The organism is Aquibium microcysteis (assembly GCF_014495845.1).
Lineage (GTDB): Bacteria > Pseudomonadota > Alphaproteobacteria > Rhizobiales > Rhizobiaceae > Aquibium > Aquibium microcysteis.
On record NZ_CP061080.1, the window covers coordinates 4,344,739 to 4,363,548 of the forward strand.

The window sequence follows — 18,810 nt, forward strand, 5'->3', positions numbered from 1 at the left end:
AGATCGAGCCGTGAATCCCGCACGCTGGCTCGAGCGGGCGGCCCTGCTCTGGCCGCATCGCCCGGCGCTGTTTCGAGGCACCGAACAGGTCGCCGACTATGCCGGCTTCGCGGCACGCGCCGGTTCGCTGGCCGCCGGACTGAAGGCTTCCGGTGTCGCTCCCGGCGACCGCGTCGCTCTCTTCCTCGCCAACTGCACCGACTATCTCGTCGCGATGCAGGCGATCTGGCGGATCGGCGCGGTGGCCGTGCCGATCAATGCCAAGCTGCACGAGAAGGAAGCGGCCTTCATCCTCGACCATTCCGGCACGCGGCTCGCCTTCACCGATGCCGCGCATGCGCAAGGACTGGCCGCGCTCGCCCCGGAGACACGGATCGTCGACATGGACGGGCCGGATTTCGACGCCCTTCTGGCGGGTCCGCCGCCGCCGCTTCATCCCACGAAGCAGGACGATCTCGTCTGGCTCTTCTACACCTCCGGCACCACCGGGCGCCCGAAAGGGGCGATGCTCACGCCGGCGAACATCCACGCCATGGTCATGAGCTATTTGGCCGACGTCGACGCTGCGGAGGCGGCCGACGCCAAGGTCTACGCGGCGCCGATCTCGCACGGCGCGGGGCTCTACCAGTTCATCTATATGATCGTCGGCGCGCGCCACGTCGTTCCGGCGTCGGGCGCCTTCGACAGCGACGAAATCCTCGACCTCGCGGAAACGATGGATCGGCTGTGCTTTTTCGCGGCTCCCACCATGATCCGGCGCCTGATCGGGGCCGCACGGGCGCGGGGCAGCCATGGCGAGGGTATCCGCACCATCGTCTATGGCGGCGGTCCCATGTATCTGGCCGACATCCGCGACGCGATGGACCGGTTCGGCACCCGCTTCGTCCAGATCTACGGCCAGGGCGAGACGCCGATGACCATCACCGCCCTGCACCGGCAGGCGCATGCCGACGCGCTGGCGGCCTGCGCGGGCGACCCGGTGCAGGCGCATCGGCTGGCCTCGGTCGGCGTGGCGCAGGCGGGATGCGAGGTGGCGGTCCTGGGCGAGGACGACCGGCCCCTGCCCCGTGGCGAGATCGGCGAGGTGGCCGTCCGCGGCCCGTCGGTGATGAAGGGCTACTGGAACGATCCGGCCGCCACGGAAGCGGCCATCCGCGGCGGCTGGCTCCACACCGGCGACATGGGCGCGCTGGACGATGCGGGCTTTCTCACCCTCCACGACCGGTCGAAGGACGTCATCATCTCGGGCGGGACCAACATCTACCCGCGCGAGGTCGAGGAGGCGCTGCTCGACCATCCGGCGGTGGCGGAGGTGTCCGTGATCGGGCGACCCGATCCGGAATGGGGAGAGATCGTGGTCGCATGCGTCGTGCGGGAGCCCGGCGCGTCGGTCGACGAGGTGGCGCTCGACGCCCATTGCAACGCCCGGATCGCCCGGTTCAAGCGGCCGAAGGCCTATGTCTGGCTGGCGGATCTGCCGAAGAACGCCTACGGCAAGGTGCTGAAGACCGAGCTGCGCCGACTGCACGCCTCCGACCGACCGGCATAGGGCGAGCCCCCGACCGGTCCGTTCGGCGCTCCGGCGCCATCATCCCGACCGGACGTTGGCCCAGGCCGGCCGAAACGATCGACGGGCGAGGATTTTACGATCGTCCCGTCTGGACTTTCCCGACCGGAAGGGTTTTGCCTCTCCATGACCGGACAGGCACCGCCCGAAAGGATCGTCGGCTCGCGGATCGCACCGCGGAACCGCCCGCACGGTTGCGGCCCTGTTCACACTATGCAGGAGAGACGAGCCATGCAGGCTGACATCATCGGGATCATCGGCGTCGGCCTGATGGGCCACGGAATCGCGTCGAGCATCCAGCGCGCCGGGCGCCGGATCGCTTTCGTCGACCATCCCGGCAACCAGCCGACGCAGGATCTCGTCGCCGCCGGGGCCGAGGTGGTCTCCACACCCGCGCGCCTCGCCGCGCGATGCGGCACGATCGTGCTCTGCGTCACCGGCTCGCCGCAGGTCGAAGCGGTCCTGACCGGCCCGGACGGAGTGATCGCGGGCCTTCGGCCTGGAACGGTGGTCATCGACTGTTCGACGGCGCTTCCCGATTCGACGCGCCGCATGGCGGCTCTGGTGCACGAGGCCGGCGGGCGCATGCTCGACGCGCCGATGACGCGGACACCGAAGGAGGCCGCGGAGGGGCGCCTCAATCTTCTGGTCGGGGGAGACGAGGCGCTTTTTACGGAATGCCTCCCGCTTCTGCGCTGCTTCGCCGAGAACGTCACCCATGCCGGACCCGTCGGCTCGGGCCACGTCATGAAGCTCGTGCACAACTACGTATCGCTCGGCTTCTCCGCGGTGCTCTGCGAGGCGGCGGCCGCCGCGGCGAGGGCGGGCATCGAGCCTGCGACCCTTCAGGGCGTTCTGGCGCAGGGCGGCGGCAAGGGCGTCGTGCTCGATCGGCTCACGCCCTTCATCCTCGATGGCGACACGGGCAATTTCCGCTTTTCCATCGCCAATGCCGCGAAGGACATCGGCTATTATGCCGCCATGGCGGAGGTGCTGGGCAGCGAGGCGTCCATCGCCTCGGCGGTCGCACGCGCCTATGCCGATCAGGTGGAGGCGGGGCAGGGCGATCGCTTCGTGCCGGAGATGATCGCGCTCCTGTCGTGATCGCGCTCGCGGCCGGCCTGGCCGGCTGCACGGAACGACACCGGAGACATCCGGCGGCCCGGACTGGCCTGCCTCAGAAGTCCGTCGCGATACCCTTGACTTCCCAGTCGCCGTAGCGGCCGGGTTCCTTGCCACCGCGTCCGCCGAGCTCCCTGGGGAGAGCGGCGACCTGCGCCTCGTAGGCAAGCCGCCGCGCTTCGGCCTCCTCCAGCGCGCGCTGGGCTGCGGCGCTCAACGCCTTCGGCGCCGGGCCGTCGGGATCCGCGGGAGATCCTGCAGATCCAGCGTCCTGCTGCCTCGCCGTTGACGCGTTCTTCCGGTCTTCGCCGTCGTCGCCCATCGTTCTCGACCCGTTGCACAATATTGAAGTGGCACCCAGCGCATACCATCATATAGAGCGGTTTGGACACCCTGCGAGCTTTCGCGCTCGCCGGCAGCACGGAGCCTTCGTCGATGAACATGATACGCACCGCGATGCTGCTTGCCGCCATGACGGCGCTCTTCATGGGCGTCGGCTACCTGATCGGCGGTTCGGGCGGCATGTTGATCGCCTTCGTCATCGCAGCCGCAATGAACCTCTTCGGCTACTGGAACGCCGACAAGATGGTGCTGCGGATGCATCACGCGGTCGAGGTCGACGAGCGCAACGCGCCGGAATACTACGAGATCGTGCGCGGCCTGGTGCACAACGCCGGCATGCCGATGCCGAAGGTCTATCTGATCCAGAACGACCAGCCGAACGCCTTCGCCACCGGCCGCAATCCGCAGAATGCCGCGGTGGCCGCGACCACCGGCCTGCTGGAGCGCCTCTCCTACGAGGAGGTGGCGGGCGTGATGGCGCACGAACTGGCGCATATCCAGAACCGCGACACGCTGATCATGACGATCACGGCGACGCTGGCGGGCGCGATCTCGATGCTCGGCAACTTCGCCTTTTTCTTCGGCGGCAACCGCGACAACAACAATCCGCTCGGCTTCGTCGGTGTGCTGGTGGCGATGATCGTCGCGCCGCTGGCGGCCATGCTGGTGCAGATGGCGATCAGCCGCACCCGCGAGTATTCCGCCGACCGGCTGGGGGCCGAGATCTGCGGCAATCCGCTCTGGCTGGCATCGGCGCTCGACAAGATCGCGAATGCGGCCAGGCGCATCCGCAACCCGGATGCGGAGCACAATCCGGCCACCGCGCACATGTTCATCATCAATCCGCTGTCCGGCGAGAAGATGGACAACCTCTTCTCGACGCACCCGAACACCGACAACCGGATCGCGGCGCTGGAGGACATGGCGCGCAACGGCCTGTCCGGCGGAGCCGCCCGCCGCGATCGTCCCGTCGTCGAAGACGGGAGCCCTTGGGGGCGCGGACGCGAAGGCCGGACCGAGCCGACGCGCGGCACCGCGCGCCCGGGACGCGGCTCGGTTCCCCGGACGGGCAACCCGGGCAATGAACGCGGGCCGAAGGGGCCCTGGTCTTGAGCGGCGCGCAGCGGCACCGCTCACATGCCGGATCGCGACATATCCCGGACGACGGCGCCGGCACGCCTGGACTGGCAGCACGACGCGCTGCAGCCAGACTGCTGGCCGCCGTCGTCGACAAGAAGACGCCGCTCGACGGGCTGACCGACGACGAGCACGGCCACCCCGACTATCGCGCGCTCGACCCCCGTGATCGCGCGCTGGCGCGCGCCATCCTCGCCACCGCGCTGCGCTTCCGCATGACCATCTCGGCACTCATCGATCGCCGGCTCGACCGGCCGCTGCCTTCCAATGCGACCGCGCTCGCCCACATCCTGCATGTCGCAGCCGCGCAGATCCTGTTCCTCGACGTTCCAGACAGCGCCGCCGTCAATCTCGCCGTCGTCCATGCGAAGGCCGATCCGCGCACCGAGCGGTTCTCCGGGCTCGTCAATGGCGTGCTGCGCGAACTCGCCCGCCGCAAGGAACGCGCGCTTCCCGCTGCGCTGGCTGAATCGGCAGACGCTCCCGCCTGGTTCGTCGAGCGCCTGAAGGCCGCCTACGGCGAAGAGGAAGCGGCGCGCATCCTGGCGATGCATCGCTCCGAGGCGCCGACGGACTTCACCGTCCGGTCCGACCCGGAACGATGGGCCGAAGCCTTCGGCGGCTTCGTCCTCCCGACGGGTTCCGTCCGCGTGCCGCATCTCGATAGGCCGGTCCCAGACCTGCCCGGCTTTGCGGACGGGCAATGGTGGGTCCAGGATGCCGCGGCGGCCCTGCCGGCGCGCCTGCTGGGCGACGTGGCCGAGCGACGAGTGGCCGATCTCTGCGCGGCACCGGGCGGCAAGACGGCTCAGCTCGCCGCGGCGGGCGCGAAGGTCACCGCCGTGGAAGCGTCGGCGAACCGCCGGAAACGTCTCGCGTCGAACCTCGCCCGGCTCGGACTCGAGGCGGAGATCGTCGAAGAGGACTTGACGAAGTACGCGCCGGCCGCTCCCTTCGACGCCGTCCTGCTCGATGCGCCCTGTTCCTCGACCGGCACCGTCCGGCGTCATCCCGACATTCCATGGACCAAGTCCGCCGAGGACGTCGTCAAGCTCGCCGGCGTACAGGCAAGGCTCCTGTCCCACGCTGCGGACATGATCGCCCCGGGCGGGTTGCTGGTTTTCTCCAACTGTTCGCTCGACCCCGCCGAGGGCGAGGACATGATCGCTGGCTTCCTCGCGTCCAGGACGGATTTCGTCCGCGATCCGGCGCAGCCGGGCGAATTGCCGGGCATCGACGACTTCGTCAACGCGGTGGGCGAACTTCGGACCACGCCTGCGGGCCTGCCCGCCGAAGAGCCATCCCATGCGGGTCTCGACGGATTCTTCGCGGTCAGACTCCGCAGGTCGGCAGGCACCTGACGAGGGCCTGAAGCCCTCGGGAGGACAAGCCTGTTGGTTCGGTAAAATTCGGTGTCGCTCTGAATCTTGAATCGGTTACAACAGGGCGCGGGGCCGACAGACGAGGACAATGAGTTTTGGCGAAAGCGGCGGATCATTCCCCGCGCCTGTGGGCATTGCTTGCACGCGAGGCGTGGGCGCGAGCGCGGCGGACGCTGCGGTCGGGTCCAGCGTATCGCTGGCGCTATATGGGGCGCACCCCGGAACGGGTGCTCATCGCGCCGCCCGATCTTCGCCTGCCGGACGCACAGATCGCCATCGAGATCTACCATGGACGGTTCGCGCTTGCCGGCCGAATCATCGAGACCGGCGGCAATTCGCCTTTCGGCATGGATCACCCGCCTCTCCCCTGGCGCCGGTCGCTGAACAGCTTCCGGTGGCTGCGTCACATGCGCGAGGCCGGGACGGAGCTTGCCGCAGCCAATGCGCGGGCGCTGGTGTCGGACTGGATCACCACCAACAGCGGGCGTCTGGCCGGTGTCGCCTGGGAACCCGACGTCACCGCGCGGCGGATCATTGCCTGGCTTCAGCATTCGACGGTGGTTCTGCAAGGTGCGGAGTTGCCGTTCTACCGTTCCTTCCTGAGGTCACTCTCCTTCCAGATCCGCTACCTGCGGTCGATCGCAGGCGAGATGCCCGAGAACGAGGAAAGGCTCCGCGCGCGGATCGCCATCGCCTTCGCCGCGCTGTCGCTGCCCACGGCCCCGACCGCGCTGCGCACAGCCACGCGCAACCTTGCGCGCGAACTCGACAGGCAGATCCTCGCCGACGGCGGCCACATCTCGCGCAGTCCGCTGGCGATTCTCGAGCTTCTCGCCGATCTCCTGCCGCTCCGGCAGACCTACGCGAATCAGGCCGAGGCGCCGCCGCAGGCGCTGATGGGCGCGATCGACCGCATGCTGCCGGCGCTGCGGTTCTTCCGCCACCAGGACGGCAATCTCGCCCGCTTCAACGGCATGGGCGCCACCATTCCCGACCGCATCGTGGCGATCCTGCGCCATGACGATGCCGCGGGCCAGCCGCTCCTGCATGCACCGCATTCCGGCTTCGAAAGGCTGTGTCTGGGCGAGACGACGGTGATCGCCGACACCGGACGCGCGCCGCCCTTCGACGCTTCGGGCGCCGCCCACGCCGGCTGCCTGTCCTTCGAGATGTCGTCGCAGCGCCGGCTCTTCGTCGTCAACGCAGGCGTCGACAACCGCGGCCCTGCCGATTTCCTGACGGTGGCGCGCGCCACCGCCGCACACAGCACCGCCTGTATCAACGACACCTCGTCCTGCGGCTTCCTGACCGGGACGCGTCCGGTCGAGCTCCTCGGCCGGCGAATCACATCGGGTCCCCAGATCGTCGAATCGCGACGGATCGACGAGCGCGGGATGCAGGGCTTCGTGGCGCACCATGACGGGTACGTCCCGGCTTTCGGTCTCGTGCACGAACGCATGCTCATCCTGGCGGACGAGGGTGCGACGCTGGTCGGTCGCGACCGGTTCTATACGCCCGATGGCGATCAGCCCCGTTACCATGGCGACCATGTCGCGGTGCGGTTCCACATCCATCCGGGCGTGGAGATCCTGCGCGACGATCACGACCGGATCGCTCTGTCGACGGGAGGCTCGGAGGCCTGGATTTTCTCCTGCGCCGAGGCGAAGCCGGTGATCGAGGAGTCGATCTACTTCGCCGGCCTTTCCGGACCGCGCCGCAACATGCAGATCGTCCTGTCCTTCGACGCCTCCGAGACGGATGTGGTGCGCTGGCGCTTCAAGCGCATGGCGATCGGGAACGCCTGACGCTCGTCCCGCTCGATTTGTTTTAGGCGCGTCCTGTGGTAGGGCGCGATTTCCCCGACATCGCACGGAGACAGACAAGCGCCATGGCCGTCGCATCCAAGAACGTTCCCGCGCCCGACCGCATCCAGCTTCGCCGCGCTCTGATCTCGGTTTCCGACAAGACGGGCCTGGAGGCGTTCGCGTCCGAACTTTTCCACCGCGGCGTCCAGCTGGTCTCGACCGGGGGTACGGCAAAGGCGCTCGCAGCCGCAGGGCTGACCGTCACCGACGTCTCAGAGGTGACCGGCTTTCCGGAGATCATGGACGGTCGGGTCAAGACGCTGCACCCGCTGGTCCATGGCGGCCTGCTCGGCGTGCGTGACGATCCCGAACACGCCGAAGCGATGGAGACCCACGGCATCGAGCCATTCGATCTCCTGGTGATCAACCTCTATCCCTTCGAGGAGGTTCGCTTCGCGGGCGCGGACTACGCGACCACGGTCGAGAACATCGACATCGGCGGCCCCGCCATGGTGCGCGCCGCAGCGAAGAACCATGCCTACGTCGCCGTGGTGACCGATCCGCACGACTACGCGGTGGTGATGGCCGCACTGGAGGCGGATGCCGGACACCTGTCGCTCGAGCTCCGCAGGAAGCTCGCCGCCAAGGCCTTCGCGCGCACGGCGGCCTACGACGCTGCGATCGCGAACTGGTTCGCCGAGACGCTGGGCATCGAGCATCCCGGCTGGCGCAGCGTCGGCGGCCGGCTGGCCGAGGTGACCCGCTACGGCGAGAACCCGCACCAGCAGGCGGCCTTCTACGTGACCGGCGACAAGCGCCCCGGCGTCGCGACCGCCCGCCAGGTGCAGGGCAAGCAGCTGTCCTACAACAACATCAACGACACCGACGCCGCCTTCGAACTGGTGGGCGAGTTCGACCCGGCGCGCACGGCCGCGGTGGCGATCATCAAGCACGCCAACCCCTGCGGCGTGGCCGAAGGCGCCACACTGAAGGAAGCCTATCTGAAGGCGCTGGCCTGCGATCCGGTCTCCGCCTTCGGCGGCATCGTGGCGCTGAACCGGCCGCTCGATGCCGAAGCGGCGGAAGAGATCGCCAAGGTCTTCACCGAGGTGATCATCGCGCCGGGGGCGTCGCCCGAGGCCGAGGCGATCATTGCCGGCAAGAAGAACCTGCGCCTCCTGCTCACCGAAGGCACGCCCGATCCGCGCGCTCCCGGCATCACGGCGAAGACCGTCTCGGGCGGACTGCTCGTCCAGTCGCGCGACAACGGTTCCGTCGACGACCTCGAACTCCAGGTGGTGACGAAGCGCGCGCCGACCGAGGCCGAACGCGCCGACCTGAAATTCGCCTTCCGCATCGCCAAGCACGTCAAGTCCAACGCCATCGTCTATGCCCGCGGCGGCGCCACCGTCGGCATCGGCGCCGGCCAGATGAGCCGGGTGGACTCCTCGCGCATCGCCGCCCGCAAGGCCGAGGACGCGGCGCAGGCGGCCGGTGCGTCCGAGCCGGCGACCAGGGGCTCCGTCGTCGCCTCCGACGCCTTCTTCCCCTTCGCCGACGGTCTGCTCTCGGCCGTCGAGGCCGGCGCCACGGCGGTCATCCAGCCCGGCGGCTCGATGCGCGACCAGGACGTGATCGACGCCGCCGACGCGGCCGGCATCGCCATGGTCTTCACCGGGATGCGGCATTTCCGGCACTGAGGGTGGGGGCTCTGGCAGGTGCGTTTTGGGCTCGCCGCGCCTTGGCGATGGAAGAAGCCTTGATCCGGCCAGCCCTGCCATGATATTCAGGCAATTGCCAACATATCAAAGCAGTTCATGGCCCGTCCGGAACGCGAGAGCGCCCTTCGCAAGCCCCTGACCGACGTCTTCGGCGTCGATTCCAACGTGCGCATCCTGCGCGTCCTGGTGCGGCATGGCGGCCCGCTGGCTGCGGCCGAAATCGTCCGCAGGAGCGGGTTGTCGCGCGAGAGCGTGCGCCTGGGACTGAACAGTTTGACGGTCGTCGGCATCGTGGAGGCGCTGGGGTCCTCGCACGCGCGGGTCTTCCGGTTCAGCGACCGCCATGTCCTCGCGCCACAGATCGCGGCGCTGTTCGAGGCCGAGCCGAGCCGGTTCGAGGCGATCCTCGACTCCATCCGGCGGGTTGCCCGAAACGACGCGATCCTCAGCCTGTTCGTCTACGGCAGTGTGGCACGTGGTGACGACCGGCCCGACAGTGACCTCGATATCGGGCTCGTGGCAGCGCCGGACGATCTGTCGCCGATGGTCGAGAGCGTCCGCGAGGGACTTCGGGACGACGCGGCGCGGCTGGGCTTCGTCGCCAATGTCGTAGGCCTGGACACTGCCGACGTCCGTCGCCTGGCGGCAGAGCGCGATCCATGGTGGGAGAGCGTCAGGCGCGAGGCACTCGTGCTCTCCGGCCGCCGGCCGGAGGAGCTGGCGAGCCCGAAGCAAGCTCCCGATGACTAGGACCGGACGCTCCCGGCCGGTCGACGAAGCCTACGTCTCAGGCCGGCTGGCGATCGCGAGAGCCTTTCTCAAGGAAGCGCGCAACAGCGATACGGTCGCCGAGGCTGGCGACATCGCCAATCCCCTGATGTCGACCATCGTCACCTGCGCCATCGCCTATGCGGATGCGCTCAGCGCACGCTTTCGCGGCGAGATCAATCAGGGGGACCACCAGGCGGTGGTGAAACTTCTGCGTGCCGCTCTCGGCAAGGATTTGCCGTCCAGGCAGGAAGCCAACCTGCGGGCGCTGCTCGAGCAGAAGGACGAAATCCAGTACGGCGCCCGGGCGAAGACCCGGGCCGAAGCGGAGAGGGCCCTGCAGCGCCTTGAGGAGTTCGTCGCCTGGGCCGAAACCCGCCTCCTCCCCTGACAGGCGATTGGCCTAAAGCGTGTCTCGGTCTTTCAGAACGGCAGCAGCGCGGGCCCGATGACGAACAGCACCCCGACGGGCGTGACGCCGAGGTGCTGGGCGTCCCGGGTCTACAGGTCGAAGGCTTCCGAGGCCAAGAAGCCGGTGACCAGCACGATCGAGTACGGGCCGATGAAGGTGGTCGCCTTGCCCGGCAGCGGGTAGAGGCCGAACGCTTCGGCGACGCGTCCCTTCGCGGCCGGCATCGCCGTGGTCTCCCCGGGAACGGGACATTTTCACCAGACGCAACTACCGCGCCGGCCTGTGCGCCGGATAGGGCGTCGACGCCAGCAGGAGCATGCCGGCGAGGAAGAACAGGATGATCACCGCCATCCCGAGCCGGGGAGAGCCGCTCAGCGCGGTGATCGTGGCGACGAGGAACGGCGCGAGGAAGCTCGTCGCCCGGCCGGCCAGCGCGTAGATGCCGAAATAGCGGCCGGCCTCTTCGGGCGAGACGCTGCGAGCCATGTAGGAGCGCGACGAGGCCTGCACCGGCCCGAAGGCGATGCCGATGAGGAGGCCGAAGGCGATGTAGGCCTTCTCGGCCGGCGTGCCGAAGAGCCCGCCGCTGTCCTCGCCCGGCATCATCCAGGCACCGAACAGCGTGTAGCCCGGCCCGGTCGAGACGATGCCGATGGTCGCGATGGTGAGAAGGACGAGCGTGATCAGCACCACCGTCTTGGAGCCCAGTGCCGTGTCCAGCCGGCTGGCGGCGAGACAGCCGAAGATCGCGACGACGTTGAGGATGATGCCGAAAATGCCGATCTCGGTGATCGACCAGCCGAACATCGCCGCCGCGAAGGCGCCGCCAAGGGCCAGGAGCGCTGTGACGCCGTCCTGGTAGATCATCCGCGCGATCAGGAACCGCAGGAGCCCGGCCCGCCGTCTGACCTCGGTCAGGGTCGTCCCGAGCTCGGCCATTCCGTCGCGTACCGCGGTTCCGATGCGCCTGCCCGTTCCGGTATCGGGCGTGAAGAGGAACATCGGCAGGATGAAGACGAGATACCAGAGCGCCGAGATCGGGCCGGTGGCGCGGGCATCCTCGCCGAGCGCCGGGTCGAGACCGAGGATCGGCGACACGCCGATGATCGTCCTGCCGGTCTCGGGTGAGCCGGCCATGAAGGCGACGACGAAGATGAGCACGATCATCCCGCCGAGATAGCCGAGGCCCCAGGCCACGTTGGAGATGCGGCCGATGTCCTCGTTCGACACGAGCCGCGGCATCATCGAATCGTTGAAGACGGTCGAGAACTCCGCCGCGACGGACGCCAGCGAGAACAGGAGGACGACGAGGAACAGGCTGGAGCCCGGCGCCGCGTACCACAGCAGGCAGAGGCAGACGATCTTGATGGCCGCGAAGAAGGCGATCCAACGCTTGCGGGCGCCGGTCTGGTCGGCGATCGATCCGAGCACCGGCGACAGGATGGCGATGACGAAGCCGGCCGCGGCGATGCCATAGCCCCAGGCCGCCTGCCCTGCCGCGGGATCGCTTGCCATGCGCGACACGAAATAGGGCCCGAAGATGAAGGTCGTGACGACGGTGAAGAAGGGCTGCGCCGCCCAGTCGAACAGCATCCACCCCCAGATGCCGCGCTTCGATGCACGGGGTCCCGCCAGATCGCTCATGTCCGTTCCGTCCCCCCGCGCCGGGTCACTGCCCGGCCAGATCCGTCATGATGCCGGCGGCGACCGTCAGGCGCGACAGGCTGATGTCGCCGCTTTCGGTGAGCGCCTGCAGCCGCTCGCGCGCCCGCGCCATCTGCCGGCCGCCGGCTTCCAGCCATGACGCAACCGGATCGGCGGCATCGCGATGGCCTGCGAGAACCGAGATGGCCATGCCGCGCCGGGCCGCGCCGATCATGTCATTGGCACGCGAAAGCGCAAGGCCGTCATAATAGTCCGTCGCCACCACCGACCGCGCCGCATCCTCGATGCGCCCGATCCTGAACGCCTCGGTGACGCCGAGGAACGTTCTTGCGGCCAGCGGGAGATCGGCTTCGGCCGCCCGGGCCACGAGGTCGATGTCGGGCACGATTTCCGCGACGTCCAGGAAGGCGAGGCGCGCCGCGAGACCCGCAGGCGCGCCGGCCTCCGCAAAGGCAGCGACGCGCCCGTCGAGACGCGAGCGGAGAAAGGCCGGCAGCAGGTCGACCAGGATCGGCTCCAGCACGCCGCGGGCGCGGCGCAGTTCCGCCGCCCGCTCGCCAACGTTCATCGAGCGATCTCCGTTCGTGAGGTCCCAGTGAGTGGCCGCATCGATCAGCCGCACGACGGCCTGATAGAAGCGGAGCTGCGCCTGGCCGTCGACCCTGTTGTCCAGCGCGTCGATGGCACCGAACAGGCCCGGCATGTCGAAGCCGTCCCGCACGACCGAATAGGATGCCACCACCTCGGCGGCGCCGCAGGCCGACACGTCCTGCAACCGGCTGACGAAGGACGGCCCGCCGCGGTTGATCACGTCATTGGCCAGTTGCGTGGCGATGATCTCCCGGCGCAGCCTGTGGCCTTCGATCTCCGCCTTGTATTCGCGCGCCATCCGGTCGGGGAAATAGGCGAGCAGATCCTCCTCGAAATGAGCCTCGTCGGGAAGACCGCTTTCGACGATGTCGGTGAAGAGCGCGATCTTGGCATAGGCAAGCAGCACGCCCAGTTCGGCGCGGGTGAGCGGCAGGTTCCTCGCCGAGCGTTCGGCGAGCGCCGCATCGGACGGTAGCGTCTCGACGACGCGGTCGAGCCGTCCCCGCGCTTCCAGCATGGCCATGAAGCGCTGCTGGTGCGGCAGGTCCGACAGCCCCCGCCGCTCGGCGAGCGACAGGGCGAGCGTCTGGTCGTAATTGTTGGACAGCACCAGAGCCGCCACCTCGTCGGTCATCTCGGCGAGGAAGACGTTCCGGTCGGGCCGCGACAGCGTTCCCTTCCGCATCGCTGCGGCGAGCGCGATCTTGATGTTGACCTCGACGTCGGACGAGTTGACGCCGCCGGAATTGTCGATCGCATCCGAGTTGCAGCGGCCGCCCGCGAGGCCGTATTCGATGCGTGCGCGCTGCGTCATGCCGAGATTGGCGCCTTCGCCGACGACTTTCGCTCCGACGTCCGGAGCCGCGACCCGGATGGCGTCGTTGGCCCGGTCGCCGACGTCAGGATTGCTTTCGGTGGTCGCCCGGACATAGGTGCCGATGCCGCCGAACCAGAGGAGATCGACGGGCGCCTTCAGGATGGCGTTCATGATCTCGGTCGGCGAAGCGATGGTCTTGCCGATGCCGATCGCCCGGGCGGCGGCCTCCGACAGCGTGATCGCCTTCTGCGACCGCGAGAACACGCCGCCGCCGGCCGAGATCGCCGAGCGGTCATAGTCCTGCCAGCTCGACCGCGGCAGCGCGAACATGCGCTGGCGTTCGGCGAAGGAGACGGCGGCGTCCGGATCGGGATCGATGAAGATGTCGCGGTGGTCGAAGGCGGCGACAAGCCGGATCTCGGTCGAAAGCAGCATGCCGTTGCCGAACACGTCGCCCGACATGTCGCCGACGCCGGCGACGGTGAAGGGCTCCGTCTGGATGTCGCGGTTCATCTCGCGGAAGTGCCGCTTGACCGCCTCCCAGGCGCCGCGGGCGGTGATGCCCATCTTCTTGTGGTCGTAGCCGGCCGATCCGCCGGAGGCGAAGGCGTCGTCGAGCCAGAAGCCGTGCGCCTGGCTGATCGCGTTGGCCGTATCTGAGAAGGTCGCCGTTCCCTTGTCGGCCGCGACGACGAAATAGGGGTCGTCGCCGTCGTGGCGGATCACGCCCTCCGGCGGGAGAACCCCGTCGACGTCCAGATCGTCGGTGATTGACAGCAGCGACGACACGAAATTGACGTAGGCCGCCTTGCCGGCCTCGAACACCGCGTCGCGCGATCCGCCCGCCGGAAGCTGCTTGGGATAGAAGCCGCCCTTGGCGCCGACCGGAACGATGACCGCGTTCTTGACCTGCTGCGCCTTGACGAGCCCCAGCACCTCGGTGCGGTAGTCCTGCGCCCGGTCGGACCAGCGCAGCCCGCCGCGGGCGACCGGTCCGAAACGCAGATGCACGCCTTCGACCTCGGGTCCGTAGACGAAGATCTCCCGCCAGGGCTTCGGATCGGGAAGGCCCACGACCTGTCCTGAATCGAGCTTGAAGGCAAGCGAGCGGGCTTTTTCCGGCTCCTGCGTCTTGAACGCATTGGTCCGCAGGGTGCTCAGGATCAGGTTGAGGAAGCGCCGGATGATCGTGTCGTCGTCGAGGACCGGAACGCCTTCCAGCGCCTCGCCGATCCGCCGTCCGATCTCCTGCTGGTCGTGGGCCGAGGTGCCTTTGGGCATGGCGAGGTCGAAACGGGCGTTGAACAGCGAATAGAGGTCGCGCGCGATCGCCGGATAACGGTTGAGCACGGCGGCCACGAAGTCCTGGCTCTGCGGAATGCCGGCCTGCTGCAGGTATCGCCCGTAGGCGCGCAGGATGACGATTTCGCGGGCCTTCAGGCCGGCGGTCTGGACGAGGCCGTTGTAGCCGTCATTGTCTGCCTGGCCGCTCCAGACAGACAGGAAGACGTCTTCGAACAGTGCGCCGTCCGTCGCGAGTTCCACGGCCTTGCCGTAGGCACTTTCGAGTTCCATGTCGTGGATGAAGACGGGCTCGTCCCCGACGGTTTCGAACGTGCGTTCGGAGATGACGCGGAAGCCCATGTTCTCGAGCAGCGGAACGCGCTTCGACAGGGAGACCGCCGCGCCGTGGTGGTAGATCTTGAGCGCCACATGCTCGGCCGGCTGGTCGGCCCGGCGATAGAAGTCGATGGCGATCGGGCTGTCCTTCGAAAGCCCGGCGACGCGCCGGGCATCGGCGATCGCTTCGTGCGGTGCGAAGGAGGTGCGATAGGCCTCGGGGAAGAGCTGGGCCTTGTCGGCAAGCGCGGGATCTTCGCCAGCTTCGGCAACCGCCTCGCGCAGGGCGTCGTCCCAGGTCCGGATGATGTTGCGGATGGCGTTCTCGATCTCCTGGGCCGGGATGGCAGGCGTCTTGCCGCCCGAGCGGCCGATGATGAAATGGACGCGCGCCAGCGAGCCTTCGGGGAAGGCCGGATAATAGGCGGAGAGGCGCCCCTGGAAGACCGTCTTCAGGTGGTCTCCGATCTGCTGCCGCACGCGCGAATCGTAGCGGTCGCGCGGCACGAAGACGATCACCGAGACGTACCGGTCGAACTGGTCGACGCGCACCAGGACCCGCACGCGCGGACGTTCGCCGAGCGCCAGCACGGCCATCGCATGCTTTCTCAGCAGGGTCGCGTCGATCTGGAACAGCTCGTCGCGCGGATAGGATTCCAGCACGTTGATCAGGGCCTTGCCGGAATGATCGCTCTTGTCGAAGCCCGACTTCGCGATGACGGTCTCGGCCTTGGACCGCAGGTAGGGGATGTTGAGAACGGAGCGCGTGTAGGCCGTCGAGGTGAACAGGCCGACGATGCGCAGTTCTCCCGACAACCTGCCCTCGGCGTCGAAGGTCTTGACGCCGACATAATCGAGATAGGCGCGCCGGTGCACCAGGGAGCGGGCATTGGCCTTGGCGACGATCAGCGGCTCGGGACCGTTGAGGAACTCGAGGATCTCGGGCGTGGTGATGGAGGTCTGAGTCCTGCCGCGCAGCACCCGCAGGTCGGGATCGGACAGGATGCCCAGTCCGCGCTGGTCGGTCCGCTCGAGTTCCGTCGTCTCGCCCTCTCCGAGGGCGCGGTAGCTGCGCATGCCGAGGAAGGTGAAATTGTTGTCGCGCAGCCATTCGAGGAAGGCGATCGCTTCGGTGACGGCACCCTTGTCGAGCGGGACGGGCAGGTAGCGATAATCCGAGATCGTGTGCTCGAGCCGGGCCAGCATCGGCTTCCAGTCCTGCACCGCGTTGCGCACATGGGTGAGCACGCGCTCGAGCCGCATCCGGAGCGCCTCCGCCTCTTCGCCCGTCATCGGAGGAACATGAACCTGGATGACGCTCAGCCGATCACCTTGCGGCTGGACGGAATCGGCGGCGATCACGTTGGCACCATCCCGGGCATGCGAGACGACCATGACGGGATGCGTGACGAAGAACGGTTCGTTCCCGCCCTCGGCGATCTCGCCCATCACCGAATCGAACAGGAAGGGCATGTTGTCGTTGATGACGGTGACGACGCAGACCGGGCGGTCCGCGCGCATCACCCCGCTGTCGGTCAGGATCGAGATCACGCTCTCGCCCTTGCGATGGCGCAGCACCATGTCGTGGGCGAGCGCTGCCGCCTTGCGCAGCATCCTGTCGTCGTAGCCGGCCAGGTCTTCGGCGGACGCGCGCGACAGAAGAAGCTTGGCGAACGCCCGGCCTGCGCCGTCGTCGGTGCCGATCCTCGTTTCCTCGGGCATTCTTCCCTCCCCTGGGGTTTTTCCGGTATCGTATCAGGATCGTGAACGTTTACGACCCCGCCGATGATCCGAGCCCGGGGCGACATTGACCGGAAGGGATGAAATCATCATGACGGGAAAGATCACGGCACTGGACCTTCCCCCGGCCGGGGACTTGAGCGAACCGACCCGCGCCTATTTCGCCAAATGCGAGGAAAAGCTGGGCATGGTGCCGAACGTGCTCCAGGCCTACGCCTTCGACGAGAAGAAGCTTCGCGCCTTCACCGACATGTACAACGACCTGATGCTCGGTCAGTCAGGCCTTACGAAGCTCGAGCGCGAGATGATCGCCGTGGCGGTCTCCTCGGTCAACCACTGCTACTACTGCCTGACGGCGCATGGCGCCGCCGTGCGGCAGCTGTCGGGCGATCCCAAGCTCGGCGAGATGATGGTGATGAACTACCGCGCCGCCGACCTGTCGCCACGCCAGAAGGCCATGCTCGACTTCGCGGTCAAGCTGACGGAGACGCCGGACAGGATCGAGGAAGCGGACCGCCAGGGCCTGCGCGCGGCAGGCTTCTCCGACCGCGACATCTGGGACCTCGCCTCCACCGCCGCCTTCTTCAACATGTCCAACCGCATGGCTGCCGCCGTCGACATGCGTCCCAACGACGAATACCACGCCATGGCGCGGTGAGGAGCGAGGCGGCTTGTGAAGACCTCCAGGGTCTGGTCGACTTGCCCGTGGCATGCGAGAATGACGTCATGAGCATGGACCCCAAGCCGATTTCGATTGCCGACGCGATTTCGCCGCTTCCCGTCGAGGGAGAGCAGGACGTGCAGGCATGGCACCTGAAGAAGATCCGGGATCGCCACAAGGCAGCCGACCAAGGCCGCTTTGCCTCCGACGCCGATGTTCGGGCGGTCATCCGCAAATTCATTCCCGATGAATGACATTCGTTGGCTGGACGAAGCTCTGCAGGATCTCGACGATATCGGCTCCTATATCGCCATGGACAACGAACGTGCGGCCGCAGCCGTCGTGCGCCGCATCGTCGGCGGTTGCCGTTCTCTCGTGGCATCCGAAGCTCGGCCGGGCGCTGGCCGATAAGGACACACGTCGCTTGACGATCATCGGCACGCCCTACCTGGCCTTCTACCGGCTTCGCGAGCATATCGAGATCTTGGCCGTCCTGCATGGCGCGCGCCGCTTCCCGGACAGGTTCAGCGACTGATCGTGCCGGCCAAGGCAGGACCAGGCGCCGGGACGATCGTCTCCCTGGCTGTCGCGGTCGCAGTGCGGTAAAGTCTCCTCCGTCTTTCCCGATCAGGTTCGCTTCATGAAACTCTACCGCTTCCTCACCGGACCCGACGATTCGAGCTTCTGCCACAAGGTGACGGCGGCCCTGAACAAGGGCTGGATCCTGTCCGGCGGGCCGACCTACGCCTATGATGCCGAGACGAAGACCATGCGCTGCGGCCAGGCCGTGGTGAAGGAGGTCGAGGGGATCGACTACGAACCGGGCATCAAGCTCGGCGAACAGTGAGCGGCGCGAGCCGGGCGTCAGCGGCACGCGCGGGCCGCCGGCCGTAAGACGTCTTCGGGAATCCGCTGCGGGCGCGCCTTTACGGCGCGGCTTCCTCGATGCGTTCCATGTCCTCGTCCGACAGGCCGAAATGGTGGCCGATCTCGTGGATCAGGACGTGGGTGACGATGTCGCCCAGCGTCTCCTCGTTCTCGGCCCAGTAGTCGAGGATGGCGCGGCGATAGAGCGTCACGCGGTTGGGTCCCTCGCCGGTGGCGGGGTTCCAGCGCTCGGCGATGCCGCGCCCCTCGAAGAGGCCGAGCAGATCGAACGGCGTCTCCAGCGAGAGATCGTCCATGATCTCCTCGTCGGGAAACTCGGCGATCTGGATCACGATCTCGCCGGTCAGGGCACGGAAATCCTCCGGCAGGTGAGCATAGGCTTCGAGCGCGAGCAGTTCCATCTCGTCCACCGAGGGCGAGAGCTGATCGTGCCATGAGCGGGTCTGGTAGATGCGGGCCATGTCCTGTCCTTTGGCGGGCATATAGCCGTTCGTCGCCGATCTTGCGAGGGGCGGGCCGCAAGAGGTGAAACGCAGGGTAAACCGCCCTAGGAATAAATTCAGCCGACGCGT

At 67.7% G+C, this 18,810-nt stretch carries 16 protein-coding genes and 1 pseudogene; 12 read left to right on the plus strand and 5 right to left on the minus strand.

Annotated features, from left to right (window positions below):
• Nucleotides 1-10 precede the first annotated feature (10 nt).
• Nucleotides 11-1,549 (plus strand): AMP-binding protein, encoded by a 1,539-nt coding sequence (locus tag IAI54_RS20345; protein ID WP_187968923.1) that lies wholly within the window; start codon nt 11-13, stop codon nt 1,547-1,549.
• Between the two features lie 249 nt (nt 1,550-1,798).
• Nucleotides 1,799-2,671, plus strand: a complete 873-nt coding sequence (locus IAI54_RS20350) for an NAD(P)-dependent oxidoreductase (protein WP_187968924.1) — start codon at nt 1,799-1,801, stop codon at nt 2,669-2,671.
• Between the two features lie 73 nt (nt 2,672-2,744).
• On the opposite strand, the gene IAI54_RS29335 is transcribed toward IAI54_RS20350, so the two are convergent.
• On the minus strand, nt 2,745-3,011 hold the full coding sequence (locus tag IAI54_RS29335) for a DUF1674 domain-containing protein (protein WP_187968925.1): 267 nt from the start codon (nt 3,009-3,011) through the stop codon (nt 2,745-2,747).
• 113 nt (nt 3,012-3,124) lie between these two features.
• Between IAI54_RS29335 and htpX the strand changes: the two genes are divergently transcribed.
• The 6 genes from htpX (at nt 3,125) to IAI54_RS20385 (ending at nt 10,235) form a co-directional block, all read left to right on the plus strand.
• The gene (htpX, locus tag IAI54_RS20360) at nt 3,125-4,144 is read left to right on the plus strand and encodes a zinc metalloprotease HtpX (RefSeq protein WP_187968926.1); all 1,020 of its coding nucleotides are present in this window, start codon (nt 3,125-3,127) and stop codon (nt 4,142-4,144) included.
• Entirely contained in the window at nt 4,135-5,529 is a 1,395-nt protein-coding gene (locus IAI54_RS20365; protein WP_187973261.1) for an RsmB/NOP family class I SAM-dependent RNA methyltransferase, read from the plus strand. Before htpX ends, IAI54_RS20365 begins: the two co-directional genes overlap by 10 nt.
• Before the next feature lie 116 nt (nt 5,530-5,645).
• Entirely contained in the window at nt 5,646-7,355 is a 1,710-nt protein-coding gene (locus IAI54_RS20370) for a heparinase II/III family protein (protein ID WP_235679117.1), read from the plus strand.
• An 83-nt stretch (nt 7,356-7,438) separates the two neighbouring features.
• Nucleotides 7,439-9,055: a bifunctional phosphoribosylaminoimidazolecarboxamide formyltransferase/IMP cyclohydrolase gene (purH, locus tag IAI54_RS20375; protein WP_187968928.1), complete on the plus strand. Its 1,617-nt coding sequence runs from the start codon at nt 7,439-7,441 to the stop codon at nt 9,053-9,055.
• A gap of 117 nt (nt 9,056-9,172) precedes the next feature.
• Complete coding sequence (locus tag IAI54_RS20380) at nt 9,173-9,826, plus strand: helix-turn-helix domain-containing protein (RefSeq protein WP_187968929.1); 654 nt, start codon at nt 9,173-9,175, stop codon at nt 9,824-9,826.
• A complete protein-coding gene (locus tag IAI54_RS20385; RefSeq protein ID WP_187968930.1) occupies nt 9,819-10,235 on the plus strand; it encodes a hypothetical protein in 417 nt (138 codons plus the stop codon). The genes IAI54_RS20380 and IAI54_RS20385 overlap by 8 nt, the downstream gene beginning before the upstream one ends.
• 110 nt (nt 10,236-10,345) lie before the next feature.
• On the opposite strand, the gene IAI54_RS29180 is transcribed toward IAI54_RS20385, so the two are convergent.
• Genes IAI54_RS29180 through IAI54_RS20395 form a run of 3 tightly spaced genes read right to left on the minus strand, consistent with a single transcriptional unit; the run spans nt 10,346 to nt 16,671 of the window.
• Nucleotides 10,346-10,480 carry a hypothetical protein gene (locus tag IAI54_RS29180; protein WP_275403584.1) on the minus strand — a complete coding sequence of 45 codons (135 nt, stop codon included), beginning with the start codon at nt 10,478-10,480 and terminating at the stop codon, nt 10,346-10,348.
• A 43-nt stretch (nt 10,481-10,523) separates the two neighbouring features.
• Nucleotides 10,524-11,900 (minus strand): MFS transporter, encoded by a 1,377-nt coding sequence (locus tag IAI54_RS20390; protein ID WP_187968931.1) that lies wholly within the window; start codon nt 11,898-11,900, stop codon nt 10,524-10,526.
• Between the two features lie 25 nt (nt 11,901-11,925).
• On the minus strand, nt 11,926-16,671 hold the full coding sequence (locus IAI54_RS20395) for an NAD-glutamate dehydrogenase (protein WP_187968932.1): 4,746 nt from the start codon (nt 16,669-16,671) through the stop codon (nt 11,926-11,928).
• Nucleotides 16,672-16,780: 109 nt separating this feature from the next.
• Between IAI54_RS20395 and IAI54_RS20400 the strand changes: the two genes are divergently transcribed.
• From IAI54_RS20400 to IAI54_RS20415, 4 genes and pseudogenes are all read left to right on the plus strand, one after another.
• The gene (locus tag IAI54_RS20400) at nt 16,781-17,347 is read left to right on the plus strand and encodes a peroxidase-related enzyme (RefSeq protein WP_187968933.1); all 567 of its coding nucleotides are present in this window, start codon (nt 16,781-16,783) and stop codon (nt 17,345-17,347) included.
• Between the two features lie 68 nt (nt 17,348-17,415).
• Nucleotides 17,416-17,604, plus strand: a complete 189-nt coding sequence (locus tag IAI54_RS20405) for a hypothetical protein (RefSeq protein WP_187968934.1) — start codon at nt 17,416-17,418, stop codon at nt 17,602-17,604.
• Between the two features lie 58 nt (nt 17,605-17,662).
• Nucleotides 17,663-17,885, plus strand: a pseudogene (locus IAI54_RS20410) (type II toxin-antitoxin system RelE/ParE family toxin).
• Between the two features lie 105 nt (nt 17,886-17,990).
• A complete protein-coding gene (locus IAI54_RS20415) occupies nt 17,991-18,197 on the plus strand; it encodes a DUF1737 domain-containing protein (RefSeq protein ID WP_187968935.1) in 207 nt (68 codons plus the stop codon).
• Between the two features lie 79 nt (nt 18,198-18,276).
• On the opposite strand, the gene IAI54_RS20420 is transcribed toward IAI54_RS20415, so the two are convergent.
• On the minus strand, nt 18,277-18,699 hold the full coding sequence (locus IAI54_RS20420) for a metallopeptidase family protein (protein WP_187968936.1): 423 nt from the start codon (nt 18,697-18,699) through the stop codon (nt 18,277-18,279).
• Between the last annotated feature and the right edge of the window lie 111 nt (nt 18,700-18,810).

What these genes read in the sequence shown, in the direction of transcription:
- IAI54_RS20350 (WP_187968924.1), top strand. Translation starts at nt 1,799, where the DNA reads ATGCAGGCTGACATCATCGGGATCATCGGCGTCGGCCTGATGGGCCAC.
- IAI54_RS29335 (WP_187968925.1), bottom strand. Translation starts at nt 3,011, where the DNA reads ATGGGCGACGACGGCGAAGACCGGAAGAACGCGTCAACGGCGAGGCAG.
- htpX (WP_187968926.1), top strand. Translation starts at nt 3,125, where the DNA reads ATGAACATGATACGCACCGCGATGCTGCTTGCCGCCATGACGGCGCTC.
- purH (WP_187968928.1), top strand. Translation starts at nt 7,439, where the DNA reads ATGGCCGTCGCATCCAAGAACGTTCCCGCGCCCGACCGCATCCAGCTT.
- IAI54_RS20380 (WP_187968929.1), top strand. Translation starts at nt 9,173, where the DNA reads ATGGCCCGTCCGGAACGCGAGAGCGCCCTTCGCAAGCCCCTGACCGAC.
- IAI54_RS20385 (WP_187968930.1), top strand. Translation starts at nt 9,819, where the DNA reads ATGACTAGGACCGGACGCTCCCGGCCGGTCGACGAAGCCTACGTCTCA.
- IAI54_RS29180 (WP_275403584.1), bottom strand. Translation starts at nt 10,480, where the DNA reads ATGCCGGCCGCGAAGGGACGCGTCGCCGAAGCGTTCGGCCTCTACCCG.
- IAI54_RS20390 (WP_187968931.1), bottom strand. Translation starts at nt 11,900, where the DNA reads ATGAGCGATCTGGCGGGACCCCGTGCATCGAAGCGCGGCATCTGGGGG.
- IAI54_RS20395 (WP_187968932.1), bottom strand. Translation starts at nt 16,671, where the DNA reads ATGCCCGAGGAAACGAGGATCGGCACCGACGACGGCGCAGGCCGGGCG.
- IAI54_RS20400 (WP_187968933.1), top strand. Translation starts at nt 16,781, where the DNA reads ATGACGGGAAAGATCACGGCACTGGACCTTCCCCCGGCCGGGGACTTG.
- IAI54_RS20405 (WP_187968934.1), top strand. Translation starts at nt 17,416, where the DNA reads ATGAGCATGGACCCCAAGCCGATTTCGATTGCCGACGCGATTTCGCCG.
- IAI54_RS20415 (WP_187968935.1), top strand. Translation starts at nt 17,991, where the DNA reads ATGAAACTCTACCGCTTCCTCACCGGACCCGACGATTCGAGCTTCTGC.
- IAI54_RS20420 (WP_187968936.1), bottom strand. Translation starts at nt 18,699, where the DNA reads ATGGCCCGCATCTACCAGACCCGCTCATGGCACGATCAGCTCTCGCCC.